The sequence below is a fragment of the Opitutus sp. GAS368 genome (genome assembly GCF_900104925.1).
GTDB lineage: Bacteria > Verrucomicrobiota > Verrucomicrobiia > Opitutales > Opitutaceae > Lacunisphaera.
Genome location: NZ_LT629735.1, coordinates 2,983,393 through 2,996,456, shown reverse-complemented (window position 1 = coordinate 2,996,456; position 13,064 = coordinate 2,983,393). Strand labels below are relative to the sequence as shown.

15 protein-coding genes are annotated in these 13,064 nt (G+C 65.5%); 4 read left to right on the top strand and 11 right to left on the bottom strand.

Features of this window, described 5'->3' with window-relative positions; genetic code table 11:
* Positions 1-114 precede the first annotated feature (114 nt).
* The 3 genes from BLU29_RS18100 to BLU29_RS12830 all read right to left on the bottom strand — a co-directional run bounded on the left by BLU29_RS18100 (position 115) and on the right by BLU29_RS12830 (position 3,827).
* Positions 115-492, bottom strand: coding sequence for a hypothetical protein (locus tag BLU29_RS18100; RefSeq protein WP_157693842.1), 378 nt, complete (start codon positions 490-492; stop codon positions 115-117).
* A gap of 188 nt (positions 493-680) precedes the next feature.
* On the bottom strand, positions 681-3,230 hold the full coding sequence (locus tag BLU29_RS12835) for a pitrilysin family protein (protein WP_091061135.1): 2,550 nt from the start codon (positions 3,228-3,230) through the stop codon (positions 681-683).
* A gap of 168 nt (positions 3,231-3,398) precedes the next feature.
* Positions 3,399-3,827 (bottom strand): Minf_1886 family protein, encoded by a 429-nt coding sequence (locus BLU29_RS12830; RefSeq protein WP_091058594.1) that lies wholly within the window; start codon positions 3,825-3,827, stop codon positions 3,399-3,401.
* A gap of 188 nt (positions 3,828-4,015) precedes the next feature.
* Here BLU29_RS12830 and BLU29_RS12825 point away from each other — a divergent pair, with 188 nt between their 5' ends.
* Complete coding sequence (locus tag BLU29_RS12825) at positions 4,016-4,543, top strand: Fur family transcriptional regulator (protein ID WP_091058591.1); 528 nt, start codon at positions 4,016-4,018, stop codon at positions 4,541-4,543.
* Positions 4,544-4,591: 48 nt separating this feature from the next.
* Here the strand turns inward: BLU29_RS12825 and BLU29_RS12820 are convergent, their stop codons facing one another.
* The 4 genes from BLU29_RS12820 to BLU29_RS12805 form a co-directional block, all read right to left on the bottom strand.
* The gene (locus tag BLU29_RS12820; RefSeq protein WP_197677710.1) at positions 4,592-4,930 is read right to left on the bottom strand and encodes a (2Fe-2S) ferredoxin domain-containing protein; all 339 of its coding nucleotides are present in this window, start codon (positions 4,928-4,930) and stop codon (positions 4,592-4,594) included.
* 83 nt (positions 4,931-5,013) lie between these two features.
* On the bottom strand, positions 5,014-5,754 hold the full coding sequence (locus tag BLU29_RS12815; protein WP_091061134.1) for a superoxide dismutase: 741 nt from the start codon (positions 5,752-5,754) through the stop codon (positions 5,014-5,016).
* 94 nt (positions 5,755-5,848) lie between these two features.
* The gene (locus BLU29_RS12810; protein ID WP_091058587.1) at positions 5,849-6,229 is read right to left on the bottom strand and encodes a hypothetical protein; all 381 of its coding nucleotides are present in this window, start codon (positions 6,227-6,229) and stop codon (positions 5,849-5,851) included.
* A 29-nt stretch (positions 6,230-6,258) separates the two neighbouring features.
* Positions 6,259-6,780, bottom strand: a complete 522-nt coding sequence (locus tag BLU29_RS12805) for a MarR family transcriptional regulator (RefSeq protein ID WP_091058584.1) — start codon at positions 6,778-6,780, stop codon at positions 6,259-6,261.
* A gap of 36 nt (positions 6,781-6,816) precedes the next feature.
* Here BLU29_RS12805 and BLU29_RS12800 point away from each other — a divergent pair, with 36 nt between their 5' ends.
* Positions 6,817-7,614 carry a DUF2071 domain-containing protein gene (locus BLU29_RS12800; protein WP_343125162.1) on the top strand — a complete coding sequence of 266 codons (798 nt, stop codon included), beginning with the start codon at positions 6,817-6,819 and terminating at the stop codon, positions 7,612-7,614.
* Positions 7,615-7,702: 88 nt separating this feature from the next.
* Here the strand turns inward: BLU29_RS12800 and gatB are convergent, their stop codons facing one another.
* From gatB to gatC, 4 genes are read right to left on the bottom strand one after another with little or no spacing between them, the layout of a single operon-like run.
* Positions 7,703-9,163: an Asp-tRNA(Asn)/Glu-tRNA(Gln) amidotransferase subunit GatB gene (gene gatB / locus BLU29_RS12795; protein WP_091058580.1), complete on the bottom strand. Its 1,461-nt coding sequence runs from the start codon at positions 9,161-9,163 to the stop codon at positions 7,703-7,705.
* 26 nt (positions 9,164-9,189) lie between these two features.
* Positions 9,190-9,567 (bottom strand): GxxExxY protein, encoded by a 378-nt coding sequence (locus BLU29_RS12790; RefSeq protein ID WP_091058578.1) that lies wholly within the window; start codon positions 9,565-9,567, stop codon positions 9,190-9,192.
* Positions 9,568-9,605: 38 nt separating this feature from the next.
* The gene (gatA, locus tag BLU29_RS12785; protein ID WP_091058575.1) at positions 9,606-11,075 is read right to left on the bottom strand and encodes an Asp-tRNA(Asn)/Glu-tRNA(Gln) amidotransferase subunit GatA; all 1,470 of its coding nucleotides are present in this window, start codon (positions 11,073-11,075) and stop codon (positions 9,606-9,608) included.
* A 3-nt stretch (positions 11,076-11,078) separates the two neighbouring features.
* Entirely contained in the window at positions 11,079-11,369 is a 291-nt protein-coding gene (gene gatC, locus BLU29_RS12780) for an Asp-tRNA(Asn)/Glu-tRNA(Gln) amidotransferase subunit GatC (RefSeq protein ID WP_091058573.1), read from the bottom strand.
* Between the two features lie 121 nt (positions 11,370-11,490).
* Between gatC and BLU29_RS12775 the strand changes: the two genes are divergently transcribed.
* Both BLU29_RS12775 and BLU29_RS12770 read left to right on the top strand, forming a co-directional pair.
* Positions 11,491-12,255, top strand: a complete 765-nt coding sequence (locus BLU29_RS12775; RefSeq protein WP_091058571.1) for a PilZ domain-containing protein — start codon at positions 11,491-11,493, stop codon at positions 12,253-12,255.
* 5 nt (positions 12,256-12,260) lie between these two features.
* Positions 12,261-13,022, top strand: a complete 762-nt coding sequence (locus BLU29_RS12770) for a PilZ domain-containing protein (RefSeq protein WP_091058569.1) — start codon at positions 12,261-12,263, stop codon at positions 13,020-13,022.
* Positions 13,023-13,064: the final 42 nt, after the last annotated feature.

Sequence of the window (13,064 nt, the reverse complement as noted above, 5' to 3'; positions counted from 1 at the left end):
GCCGTCCGATCATCCGGCGGTCATAGACCGCCGCTACAGTTGCGACCGCGTTCCATTTGCAAAACAAAACCCCGGCGTTGCGGCCGGGGTTGGGACACGGAGATAAGATGCCGTTTACTTGGTGCTGTTGGCATCTTTCTCGGCCTTCTTGGCGTCCTTTTCCGCCTTCTTGACCGCCTTGGCGGTTTCCTCGTCGGCCTTCATCGCGGCCTTCTCGGCCTCGTCCAGCTTGCCGTCCTTGTTGAGGTCGTATTTGGCGAGGTTGGCTTCCTTGGTCGCCTTGGACTTGGCGGCGATGTCGGCCTTCCAGGCGGCGGTCTCCGCCTTGTCGAGCACGCCATCCTGGTTGGCGTCGTATTTCGCCAGCGTTTCCTTGGAGGGTTTCCTCTCCTTGGGGGCCGCACCATCATCCGCGGCCGTGGCGCGGTTCACTGCAAACAAAAGCGCCAGCAGACCCGGCGCGATCCGTAGAATTGAGCGTAATGCTTTCATGGGAGCGCCAGCCTACCACCCGTGGTCAGGGCGACAAAGATTCGCCTGCGCCTAAAAACAGGCGCCTAAATTTCTCTGACTAAGCCTGCACTCCTAGGTGGAGTGCACTGACCCCCGTGCGCTGATTGGCGGCGGCGGGCGCAAGCGCGCTGGGGTCAGAGCGCTCCACCTCAATGCCTGATCCCGCCTCAGGGCTTCACCACCAGCTGCACGCGGCTGCCGGACTTGAAATACCGCCGGGCAAACGCCTGCACGTCGGCCAGTGTGACGGCATCGATCCGGGTATCGTAGGTCCGCCAGTCGTTGACGGGGAGGCCGTAAACCGCATTCAGCGCGGACTGCATGGCGCGCGACGAATTGGTCTGCAGGCCCATGCGCTTGCCGGCCTTGAGCCGGGTCTGGCAGCGCGCAAGTTCCTCCGGGGTCACGCCGCCGCCCTGCACGCGGGTGATCTCGAGGTTCAGTTCCTCGACGACCTCGCCGTAGCGCTGCGGACTCGTGCCGGCATAGAAGTAGAACATGCCGGTCTCCAGGCCCACGATGCGGCTGGAGCGGACGAAATACGCCAGGCTCTTCTCCTCGCGCACGCGCTCGAACAGGTGCGACGACATGCCGCTGAACAGCTCGTCCATCACCTCGCTCACGGTGTAGTCCGGCGCGTGCAGGCCCGGTCCGGGGAACGCCTGGAAGACGATCGCCTGCTGGCGCGGCTGGGTCTCGGTGAAGTCGCCCGCCTTGACCTTCAGCGCAGCCGTCGCCTTCGCCGCGGCGCCCTTGGGCAGCTGGGCAAGGAACGCCTTCAGCTTGGGCACGAGTTTCTTCGCGTCGAAATCGCCCGCCACCGCCAGCACGGCGTTGCCGCTTACGAGCTGCCGCCGGTGCAGAGCGCGCAGGTCGGCGACCGTGATGGCCTTCAGCCCGGCCTCGTCCCCGCCGCTCTCGATGGCAAAGGGGTGCGCACCGAAGAATTTGGCCCGCATCGCCTTCCGGCCGACGGTGACCACGTCGTCGAGTCCTTCCTTGAGCGCCGCCAGGGCCGACTCGCGCTCGACTTCGAGTCGCGCCGGCTTGAAGGCCGGCCGCAGCACGGCGTCGCTGATCAGTTCCAGTGCCAGATCCGCGTCGCCGGGCAGCACCTCGGCCATGAGCCCATAGCTGTTGTTGCCGGAGAAATCCTCGAACGCTCCGCCCACTGCCTCGATGGCGCGGGCCACTTCCTCGGCGGAGCGCTTCGTCGTGTCCTTGGCCAGGAGCGTGGACAGGAGGTTGGTCAGGCCGCGGCGGTCCGCCGGCTCGAACATCGGCCCGCCGGCCAGGGCGAGGCGCAGGTGCAGGTTGGGCAGGTGCTTGTTCGGCTGCAACAGGAGCCGCGCACCGTTGGGCAGCGTCAGCTCCTCAAAATCCAGCGACGACCCTCCTTCGCCAAGGCCTCGGAGGACGGGTGCGGCGGCCGCACCCGCCGGGTTGCTCGAAACAACAGTGAGCTTCTCCGGCACGAGGTAGGTGTGCATCACCTTTTTCAGGCCGGCCGGCGTGAGGGCGAACAGCCGCTCAAAGTAAGTTCGCGCGTAGTTGATGTCCCCGACCACGACCTCGCCGGCGCCAAGGCGCGAAGCCTGGCCGGACATGGTCTTGCGCATGTTGATCTCGGAGGTGACGGCCTGCCGCACGGCCTTGGCGAGGGCCTTCGGGCTGATACCCTTTTGCCCGATGCGCGCCAGCTCGGCGAGGATGGCCGACTCGGCGGCCACGCGCTTGTCGGGATCGGCGAGGAAGGAAATGTAGAAGAGGCCGCTGGTGCCCGGGCTCCAGGCCATGGCGTCGATCGAGTGCACCAGCCGGGCCTTTTCGCGGATGGCCTGCCAGAGCAGCGAGCTGTCGCCATGGCCCAGCACCATGGCAAGCATGTCGAGCGCCGGGGCGTCGGGATGGGTCAGGCCCGGGATCTGCCAGCCGAGGCCGGCGCGCGACACCTGGACATCCTCGGACAGATGCTGGTCGCGGCGGGAGAGCTGGACGGGTTCGTCGGGCACGAGCACCGGGGCAAGGCGCACGCGCGGCGCCTTGCCAAAATGCTCGGCGATGGCCGCGCGCGTCGCCACGGGGTCGAAAGCACCCGCGATGACCACCACGAGGTTGTTCGGCACGTAGCGGGCGCGGTAGTAGGCCAGCAGGTCCTCGCGGGTATTGGCGGCAAAGACATCGCGGTGCCCGATGATGGGCTGGCGGTAAGGATGGGTGCGGAAGGCCGTCTCGAACAGCGCCTGCGACAGCCGCTGGTCGGGATCGTCGAGGCACATGTCGATCTCCCGCAGGATGACGTCCTTCTCCTTGGTCACCTCCTCAGCCGGCAGGAGCGAGTGCAGCGTGGCGTCGGCCAGGAGATCGATGGCCACGGCCGTGTGGATGGACGGCACGTCGATGTAGTAGACCGTGCGGTCAAAGGTCGTGTAGGCATTGATGTAGCCGCCGTGGGCCTGGACCGTCGCGGAGATCTCGCGGCCGGCGCGGCGCTCCGTGCCCTTGAAGAGCATGTGCTCAAGGTAGTGCGAGAGGCCCGCGCCGAGGTGCGCGCCCTCGTGCGTGCTGCCGGTCTTCACCCACACCTGCACCGAACTGACCGGCGCGGCGGTGTCATGCCGCAGCAGGACGGTAAGGCCGTTAAGCAGCGTGTAACGTTCGACCGGCTCGCGCCAAAGGCTTTCCAACAAGGCGAGGTCGCGGGGACGGGCGGACATTTTTTGGGCGGGCATCAGGAGGGATGAGAGAGAGAAGGAAAGAAGTGAAGGACTGCAAATCCACAGTAAAACTATCGACCGGGCTGGAGACGGATCTTGGCTCGAGCGGGCGGGGTCGCCCGCACTCCACTGTTCCTGAAGACCCGGGACCTCGTCGTGGTATTCCGCTCAGGCGGCGCCGGAATGACCGCGCGTGCGACGAGACGCAGCGGGCTGGAAGGGCTTCACGAACGCCTCGTCGAAATCGTAGATGTCCGCAAAATCCTCGCGGCGGTCGGTCTCGGTTTTGCTGAAGACATTGTATTCGATCAGATTGAAGACAATGTCGCCGAAGTCGGAGCAGCGGCGGATGCCCCAGGTGGTGAGGACGGTCTTGGTCAGCGGGCCGTATTGCTCCAAAGCATAGGCGCGGATGCCTTCGAGGAGTTCGGCCCCGGTCACATGCTGCGACTTGCCGGTGCGCTCCGGGTTTTTGCGCTTCGTCTCCTTGACGGTGTGGTCAAGTGCCTGCCGGACAAAGTTGTAGGCCTTGCGGTCAAAGCGGGAGTCTTCTTTACAAATCAACCCGACGATTTCGGAAAATTCCAAGTCTTGCATGAATTTCAGGGGCAATAGCTAGCACAGCCGGCCACAGGCCGCAACCCCGCAGCCAATCCTCCACCCGCACCGGCGCACGCGTGTAGGGCGTCATCCTACATGCATTTCATCGCAGTAAAGTAGCGTTTGGAAAAACTTCACCTCGCATTTCTCCCGGCATAAGGCATATAGATTACCCTATACCCCACATGATTTCCGCGACCCAGTCGAACCACCCCCTGGCCGCTGTCGCCGCCAGCCCCGCTCCCGCAGATTCGGCCTTGGATGATGCTCGCACCCGCATCCGCCAGGCCCGGATGCGCATCACCAAACCCCGCCTCGCGATCATCGAGTCGATGCAACGTCATGAGGGACCGGTCAGCATCGAGCGCATTCACCACGAAATGGGCACCGCGGTGTGCGACCTCGTCACCGTCTACCGCTGCCTGGCCGCCTTCGAGCAGCTCGGCATGGTCCGCCGCAGCTACCTGCACAATGGCACCTGCCTCTACGAGCTCACCCTGCGCACAACGCGCCACTATCATATCATTTGCAAGGCCTGCGGCTCGACCGATCGCGTGGACTACTTTCCCGTGGAGGGCATCGAGCGCCTGCTGCATGAGCGCGGCTATGCGGACGTCAGCCACGTCGTCGAGTTCTTCGGCGTCTGTCCGGCCTGCCAATCGGCGGTCTCGACCCGCAACGTTGCGCCGGCCATTCCCGGCGATCGCGTCTGAGATTCGCTTATTCTCCCCTTCCGGCGCGGCCCTCTTGCCGCGCCTTTTTTATGGGACAAGCGGATGGACTGCCCGCACCCACTCCTGCACCGGCACGCCACCCTCGAGGTGTTCGCGCCGGATCCGGTCGAAGCGCTCGGGCGTGACCGACGCATACCAGACGCCGTCGGGATAGACGACCAGCCACGGGCCGTCCTGGCACATTTGCAGGCACGCGGCCTTGGTGCGCAACGTGGGGATCTTGTGCTCCTTGAGCGCGCCCTTCAGATGCTCCCAAGTCGCCAGCCCCTGCTCCGGCGTGCAGCAGTCCGGACCGACACACAGGAACAGGTGACGCCGGGCCGCAGGCAGGCCGATCTCATCGAAGGATTTGGGATTCTTAGTCACAGAGTTCACCGAGAACCACCGAGGACACCGAGCAAGACCTCCTTGCCCTCACTCCGGCCTCTCTGCTCTCTGTGTCGAATTCATCAAGCCTTCAGCGCCGCGCCGTAGTTGGTCTCGGCCTGGGTCCAGTTGAGCACGTTCCAGAAGGCCTTCACGTAGTCGGCGCGGACATTCTGGTAATGCAGGTAGTAGGCATGCTCCCAGACATCGAGGCCGATGATGGGCTTGGCGCCGTCGCTGAGCGGCGAGTCCTGATTCGCCGTGGACTGCACCACGAGCTTGCCATCCTTCAGGCTCAGCCAGGCCCAGCCGCTGCCAAAGCGTTTCATGGCGGCATCGGTGAACTGTTTCTTGAACTCATCCATCGAACCAAACGCGGCCGCAATGGCGACGGGCAGTTGCTGGGTGGACGCCCCGGTATCGGGCGCAATGATCTTCCAGAAGAAACTGTGGTTCACGTGGCCGCCGGCGTTGTTGCGGATGCCGGTGCGGATCGCCTCCGGCACGCTCGCCAGGTCACGCACCAGGGCCTCGGGTCCGCGCGCCAGCAGGTCGGGGTGGTCCTTGAGCAGGTTCTTCGCGTTGATGATATAGGCCTGGTGATGCTTCGTGTGATGGATTTCCATCGTTCGCGCATCGATGTGCGGCTCGAGGGCGCCGTAGGCGTAGGACAGCTTGGGCAATTCCCAGTCGAGGGCGGGAGCGGTGGTGGCGGCTTCGGCGGCAATGGCCTTGGTCAGGCCGAGGCTGGCGACCGCCACGCCGGCTCCGATGATTTTCAGCGCGTCACGGCGCGAGATCTGCGGGTTCTCAGGGGCATTCATGACGTGAAACATGTCCGCATCTCCCCGTGATGCAAGGCCGGCGCCAAAAACAAAAGGCCCGGGCGGCGCCCGGGCCTCGACCCCATCCTCACGCTCAGCGCACCAGCGGCGGCACGGCGGCGGTCTCGGAGTGGCGGGCCTTCTTCCTCATTTTGTCGAAGTTGAACATGTTGAAGAAGTGCATCGCCCCCAGCACGAGCAGGACCAACCCCAGCTTCGTGGCCAGGAACTCGAAGGCCGCCTGCACCGTCTCGGGCTTGGTGCCGAGCGGCAGACCCAGCAACACGTAGCCGACATTGATCAGGTAGAACCCGACCAGCAGCAGATGGTTGACCGAGTCCGCCATGTCTTCCTTCCCGTGAAAGGCCTCGACCAGGAAGATCCGGCCGTTGCGATGCAGCGTCTGGCCCACCCAGACCGTCAGCGGCACGCCGAGGAGCAGGTAGATGATGTAGCATTTTTCGGTGATGTTCATGGTGGTTTCCTTTTTCGGCAGCGGGCGGGTTATTCCACCAGCTTGAAGATCTTGTCGCCGAGCTTCAGCAGCCGGCGGAGGGACTCGGGCGAGAGTTTCTGCGCACGCTCCGCCCAAGCGGAGGCCAGTTCGACCAGCCCGAGCAGTTCGTTGAGCCGGTCCTCGGTGTAGGCCTCGTCGGCCTTCTGCTCGTCGAGCTCCTGCACGCACTCGCGCAGCAGCTTCACCGAGGGGTCGAGTTCGCGGCGCTTCCGGCCGTCGAGGATGATGCCGACCATCGCCCAGACGTCCTTGGTCGTCTCGAAATGGTCGCGCCGGTCGCCCAGGAGGTGCGTCACCCGCGCCAGGCCCCAGCCTTGCAGCTCGCGCAGGCTGCCGCTGACGTTGGAGCGCGCGATATCGAGCGTCGTGGCGATCTCGTCGGCGTGCAGCGGCACCGGCGAGACGTAGAGCAGGGCGTGGATCTGGGCGACGGAGCGGTTGATGCCCCAGCGGGTGCCCATCTCGCCCCAGTGGAGGATGAACTTACGGGTCGTATCAGTGAGTTTCATAGCGAGTGTTTCTCTGATTTCTGTCTTTACTGAAATATCTGTCACGATAGGTGTCAAGCTGCAAAAGGAGCCCGCCATGAACACCACCGCCCTCTGCCCCGTCCCTCCCCTCACCGCCCGGGCGAGCCGCTGCTGATCGCGGACTGGGACCGGGCGCTGATGATCCACTATGAGGTGGACCCAGCGCTGCTGCGGCCGCTGGTCCCCTTCCCCCTCGACCTGCACGAGGGCCGGGCCTACGTGACGTTGCTGGCCTTCACGATGCGTGGCATGAAACCGCGGCGGGGCGGTTGGCTCGCCGAATGGCTCTTCCGCCCCATCGCGACGCACGGCTTTCTCAACGTCCGGACCTACGTGAAGGTCGGGAATGAAACCGGCATCTACTTCCTTGCCGAGCACCTCAACAACCGCCTGAGCCTGCGGCTGGGTCCGCCGCTGTTTGGCCTGCCCTACCGGCTGGCCCGGCTGAACTACGCGCACGACTGGCGGAGCGGCGAGGTCAGCGGCCGCGTGACCGATCCCGCTTCCGGCGCCGTTTTCAGCTATCGCGCGCTGGTCGATGCCGATCCCGCGGCCTACCGGCCGGCCGCTGCCGGTTCGCTCACCGCCTGGCTGATGGAACGCTACACCGCTTTCACCGTGCGACTCGGGCACCGCTGCCTGTTCCGGGTCTGGCATCCGCCTTGGCTCGCGACCCCTGCGGTGGTGAAGGTGCGCGAGGACTCGCTGCTGCGCGAAAACTGGCCGTGGTTTGCCGGCGCCCGGCTGGTCGGGGCCAATTTCTCCCCCGGCCTGGCCAAGGTGTGGATGGGCCGGCCCCTGCGGATGCCCTGAAGGCGGAACGCGCTGACTTCAGCGCGCTTGGCTCTGATGGCTCCCAAGCCAGCGCACTGGCGTCAGTGCGCTCCACCACAAGGCCGGCTCAGGCCTCGAGCTGCTTCCGCGCGATCGCGTCCACCAGTTGCGGGTTGGCCTTGCCCTTCGACGCCTTCATCACGGCGCCCTTGATGGCGTTGAGCGCCTTTTCGTTGCCGCCCCGGAAGCCGGCGGCGGCCTTCGGATCAGCGGCGATGGCGTCGGCCACCCACCTCTCCAGCTCGCCGGTGTCGGTGGATTGCTGCAGGCCCTTGCGCCCGACAATGGCGTCGGCCTGGTCGCCCGTGGCAAACATCTCGACGAAGACCTCCTTGGCGCTATTGCTGGAAATAATCCCCGACTCGACGAGCTTCACGAGACCGGCGATGTGCGTCGGCCGGACCTTGCTGCCGGCCAGGTCGACGCCCGCCGCGGCCAGTTCACGCAGCAGGTCGTTGGCGATCCAGTTGGCCGCCGCCTGCGGTTTGCCGCTGAGCTGGGCCGCCTCCTCGAAGAACGCGCCGAGCGCCAGCTGCGGCACGAGGACCGAAGTCAGTGTGTAGGGCAGCTGAAACTGGTCCATATACCGCCGCTGCCGGTCGAACATCGGCTCGGGCAGTGTGGCGCGGATCGCGGCCTGCCAGGCCTCGTCGACCTTCACCGGCATCAGGTCGGGGTCGGGAAAATACCGGTAGTCGTGGGCCATCTCCTTCGACCGCAGCGACTGCGACGCGCCGGTCTGCCCGTCGTAGTCGCGCGTCTCCTGCACGATGGCGCCGCCGCTCGTGACCACGGCGATCTGCCGGCGGATCTCGTGGGCGATGCCGTCGCGGACGAACGAGATGGAATTGAGGTTCTTCAGTTCGACCTTCGTGCCAAGTTTGGTCTCGCCCGCGGGCCGGATGGAAATGTTGGCGTCACAGCGCAGCTGGCCCTTCTCCATGTCGCAGTCGGAGATGCCGCCCTGCACCATCGCCGTGCGCAGCGCGGTCAGGAACGCGAACGCCTCGTCGGCGCTGTGTATCGCCGGCTCGGAGACGATCTCCATCAGCGGCGTGCCGGCGCGGTTGTAGTCGACGAGCGAGTCGCTGGCACCGTGGTTGAGCTTGCCGACATCCTCCTCGAGGTGGATGCGGGTCAGCGGGATCTTCTTGTGCTCGCCCATCACGTTGCGCGACGGGCCGGGCAGCTCGATCTCGACCGAGCCACCGACACAGATCGGCTGGTCGTATTGTGAGATCTGGTAGTTCTTCGGCGAGTCGGGGTAAAAGTAGTTTTTGCGGTCCCACTTGCAGACCGGCGCGATGGTGCAATCGAGGATGAGCCCGGCCTTGATGGTCTTGTCGAGCGCCTCCTTGTTCATCACCGGCAGCGCGCCCGGCAGCGCGAGCACGACGGGATCCGTCAGCGTGTTCTCGGGCTGGCCGTAGCCGGCCGCGACGCGCGTGAACATCTTCGACGCCGTCCTGAGCTGCACATGGACCTCCAGGCCGATGACTGCCTCGTAGTTGGATGGTGATTGGGACACGGAGGAAGAGGGAGGCTGCACAGAGGTCACAGAGCCAGGCGGCGCAGCCCCTTCGTCAGGATGGTTGAGCGAAAATTCATGAGCAGGCCAATATGGCAGTTGGTAAACCTAAGATAGGTGAGGACCTGGGCGTCATGCACCTCGAGCAGCGCATCAACGGCCTTGAGTTCAACCACCACAAGACCATTGACGAGGAAATCCAGCCGATACGCGTCGTCGATGACCAAGTCCTTATATTGAACCGGACAGGGCTTCTGCTGCTCAAAGGATATCTTTCTCAGGGTGAATTCATGGGCAAGCGCCCGTTGGTAAGCCGACTCCAATAAACCCGGTCCGAGTTCCCGGTGCACTTCAATGGCCGCACCAATCACAAGCTCGGTCAAAACGTTGGTTTCTGGATTCATCTCTGTGCCCTCTGTGTCATCTCAGTGCGCTCTGTGCCTCAAAGCTTCGGGTGTTGCGTGGACCAATCATGGGCCGACTCGTAGGCCTGCGCGACGGCGAGCAGGCCGGCCTCGTCGAACGGCCGGCCGATGAGCTGCAGGCCGATGGGCAGCCCGCCGCCGGTGAAGCCGCACGGGATCGAGATGCCCGGCAGGCCGGCAAGGTTGACGCTGATGGTGTAGATATCGGTGAGATACATCGCCAGCGGGTCGGCGGACTTTTCGCCCAGCTTGAACGCCGGCACGGGCGAGGTCGGCGACAACAGCGCATCGCAGTCGCGCAGGACGGCGGTGAACTCGTTGCGGATGAGGGTGCGGACCTTCTGGGCGCGCAGGTAATAGGCGTCGTAGTAGCCGCTGCTCAGCACGTGCGTGCCGAGGATGATGCGGCGCTTCACCTCGGGGCCGAAGCCCTCGGCGCGCGACTGGAAATAGACGCCGGCCACATCCTGGGCCGCCTTGGACCGGTGGCCGTAGCGGATGCCATCATAGCGCGCCAGATTCGACGACGCCTCGGCCGTCGCGATAAGGTAATACACCGCGATGGCGTATTCCGCCGCGAGCGGCAGCGATACCTCTTTGATTTCGCAGCCCTGCCGCCGATAGAAAGCGATGGCCTGCTTCACGGCCGCGCCAATCTCGGGATCGAGGCCGGCGCCGAAGAATTCCTTCGGCACACCGAGCCGCCACGGACCCTTGCGACGGACCAGCTCCGCACGGTAATCAGGCACCTCGGCCTTGACCGACGTCGAGTCGCGCGGGTCGTGCCCGGCGATGGCGCCGAGCAGCAGCGCCGCGTCCCCGACCGTGTGGGCCATCGTGCCGATCTGGTCGAGGGACGAGGCGAACGCCGCGAGCCCGTAGCGCGAGACGAGTCCGTAGGTCGGCTTGAGGCCGACGATGCCGCACAGCGCGGCCGGCTGCCGGATGGAGCCGCCCGTGTCGGAACCGAGGGTCAGCGGCACCTCGCCCGCCGCCACCGCGGCGGCCGAACCGCCCGAACTGCCGCCGGGCACACGGGTCAGGTCCCACGGGTTGGCCGTCGGGCCGAAGGCGGAATTCTCGGTGGAAGAGCCCATGGCAAACTCGTCCATGTTCAGCCGGCCGAAGGGAATCGCGCCCGCGGCCTTGAGCTTGAGCGTCACCGTGGCGTCGTAGGGCGACACGAAATTCGCGAGCATCTTGCTCGAGCAGGTCAGCGGCTGGCCCTCGACGGCGATGACATCCTTGAAACCGACCGGGATGCCGTCGAGCGGTCCCCGCGCCTGCCCGGCGGCGCGGCGCGCATCGGAAGCCTTTGCCGCCGCCAGGGCGCCGGCCTCGTCGAAGGAGTTGAAGGCCTTCACGCGGCCGTCGACCGCCCTGGTGCGGGCGAGGCAGGCCGACACGAGCTCCACCGCGGAGATCCTCCCCGCCGCGAGTTGCGCCGCCAGCTGGGCGGCGGATTGGTAAATGAGTTCGTCCGCCATCGCCTACTCCACGACTTTGGGCACCACGATCATGTCCTGCCGCCGGGCCGGCGCGTTGCGCAAGGCCGCCTCGACCGGCAGCCCCGGCTGCGCGACATCGGGCTGCCAGACATTGTAAACCGGGGAGGCGTGGGCCATGGGCTCGACGCCGCTCACGTCTACCTGCTTCAGTTTCTCGACGTAGTGCAGGATATCGCCCAGTTGTTGCGAAAACTGCGCCTTTTCCGCCTCGGTCAGGGCGAGGCGGGCGAGGTTTGCCACGTAGTCGAGGTTGAGGTCGCGGTTGGTGCTCATGCGGATCGCCGGGATTCCCTCCAAGCAGGCCGTGGAAACGCCGGTTGGCAACCGGCAAAAGGCGTCCGCCGCTCCTATGACCGAGCTTGAACCAGCGCGACATCTCCCCTATCGGTCCCCCGTGCTTCTTTTCAAAAAGATCCTCAACTTCAAGGCGGCGGGCGGCCTCGGAGACAAGCGCGGCGCCACCCGCTACCCCGTCGGGGCGAAATACCCCCTCAAGGCCAAGGTCACGCTCGTCGGGCGCGACGGCGAGGGTCACATCCTCAAGGCTGACGACAACCGCGCCATGGACTGGGGCGGGCAGCTGGTGAACATGTCCTCCGGCGGCGTCAGCATGCGGCTGCATCCGGCGGCCATGGGCGATCGCGGCGAGAACTGCCGGCTGAAGCTCGAACTGGACCACAAGCTCTTCGAGATCGACGCCACCGTCGCCCACTTCTGGTCCGGGCCGCAATACGCCACCTGCGGCGTGGCGCTCAAGTTCCCCGACAGTCACACGCAGAAGGCCTTCCGCCAGCTGGTGGAGCCCGTCGCGCTCGGCTCCGTGCTTACTCCCGTCGACGCGAAGTCGGTCGAGCAGGACGCTCCCGGCCTCCTCAAGGAACAGTATTCCGGCGGCGAGGAAATCCTCCTCACGGTGTGGCGCGACAGCACCGGCAAGGTCATCGAGCATTTCGAGCTGCTAACCCACGACTACATCATCCGCGGCAGCGCCGCCTCTCCGGGATTGCAGATCGGCTGCCAGGAAGGCGCCAAGGCCGGGGGCAAACTCACGCCCACCCAACAGAACGAGGTGCGTCAGCTTTTCCAGCTGATCGTGCCCAACATCCCCAAGGCCGTTCCGGCCGACGTGCGCGCTTTCCTTGAACGATTCGCCGCCTGAGGTCCATGCTGCTTTTCAAGCGCATCCTCAATTTCACCAAGAGCAGCGTCGCCGACAGCGAGCAGCGCGGCGCCGAGCGCTATCCCGTCGGCCCGGCGGTGCAGTTCAAGGTCGCCGTGACCCTGCTCCGCCACGATGACGGCGGGAAACCAGATCCCCGCGGCCGGCAAGGGCCCGATTTCGCCGGCAAGGCGCTCAACCTCTCGACGCTGGGCGCGAGCGTGCAGCTGCCGCCGGACGCCTTTGCCCACCACGGCGAGGACTGCCGGTTCAAGCTGAACCTCGACGACTACCATCTCGATATCGCCGGCAAGGTCGCCTATTTCCGCACCTACCTGACGCACGCGACCTGCGGCGTGGCCTTCGAGTTTGATTTCTTCGAGCTGCGCAAGGCCTACCTCCAGTTCCTCGAGGCCGTGGCCATCGGCGCCTCGCTGGCCCCGGTGAAGGCCGGCGAGATCAAACCCGACGCGACCGACCTCGACCGGGAGGTCTACCGCGGCAAGGACGGCGTCCAGCTGTCAGTCTGGCGCGAAGGGCAGGACGGCGACATCCAGCGCTTTGATTTCCGGATGAATGACTATGGCGTGCGCTGGGCCGCCGGTCTCAGCGAGCTGGAGACCTACGCCAGCGGCCGCAAAGGCGGCGGCGAACTGACCCGGGCCGAGCACGAGGAGGTCAGCTGGCTGTTCTGCCTCGCCGTGCCCAACCTCGCGAAGGCCGTGCAGGCCGACGTGCGGAAATTCCTCGCGACCTTGGTGGGCTGAGGGCGGAGCGCGGCCTCCGGACGCGCTTCTTTCGCCAACAAA

Excerpts from the sequence above, each read along its gene's own strand:
- BLU29_RS12835 (WP_091061135.1), bottom strand. The coding sequence starts at position 3,230 with ATGTCCGCCCGTCCCCGCGACCTCGCCTTGTTGGAAAGCCTTTGGCGC.
- BLU29_RS12810 (WP_091058587.1), bottom strand. The coding sequence starts at position 6,229 with ATGAACATCACCGAAAAATGCTACATCATCTACCTGCTCCTCGGCGTG.
- BLU29_RS12805 (WP_091058584.1), bottom strand. The coding sequence starts at position 6,780 with ATGAAACTCACTGATACGACCCGTAAGTTCATCCTCCACTGGGGCGAG.
- BLU29_RS12815 (WP_091061134.1), bottom strand. The coding sequence starts at position 5,754 with ATGAATGCCCCTGAGAACCCGCAGATCTCGCGCCGTGACGCGCTGAAA.
- BLU29_RS12790 (WP_091058578.1), bottom strand. The coding sequence starts at position 9,567 with ATGAATCCAGAAACCAACGTTTTGACCGAGCTTGTGATTGGTGCGGCC.
- gatA (WP_091058575.1), bottom strand. The coding sequence starts at position 11,075 with ATGGCGGACGAACTCATTTACCAATCCGCCGCCCAGCTGGCGGCGCAA.
- BLU29_RS18100 (WP_157693842.1), bottom strand. The coding sequence starts at position 492 with ATGAAAGCATTACGCTCAATTCTACGGATCGCGCCGGGTCTGCTGGCG.
- BLU29_RS12825 (WP_091058591.1), top strand. The coding sequence starts at position 4,016 with ATGATTTCCGCGACCCAGTCGAACCACCCCCTGGCCGCTGTCGCCGCC.
- gatC (WP_091058573.1), bottom strand. The coding sequence starts at position 11,369 with ATGAGCACCAACCGCGACCTCAACCTCGACTACGTGGCAAACCTCGCC.
- BLU29_RS12830 (WP_091058594.1), bottom strand. The coding sequence starts at position 3,827 with ATGCAAGACTTGGAATTTTCCGAAATCGTCGGGTTGATTTGTAAAGAA.
- BLU29_RS12770 (WP_091058569.1), top strand. The coding sequence starts at position 12,261 with ATGCTGCTTTTCAAGCGCATCCTCAATTTCACCAAGAGCAGCGTCGCC.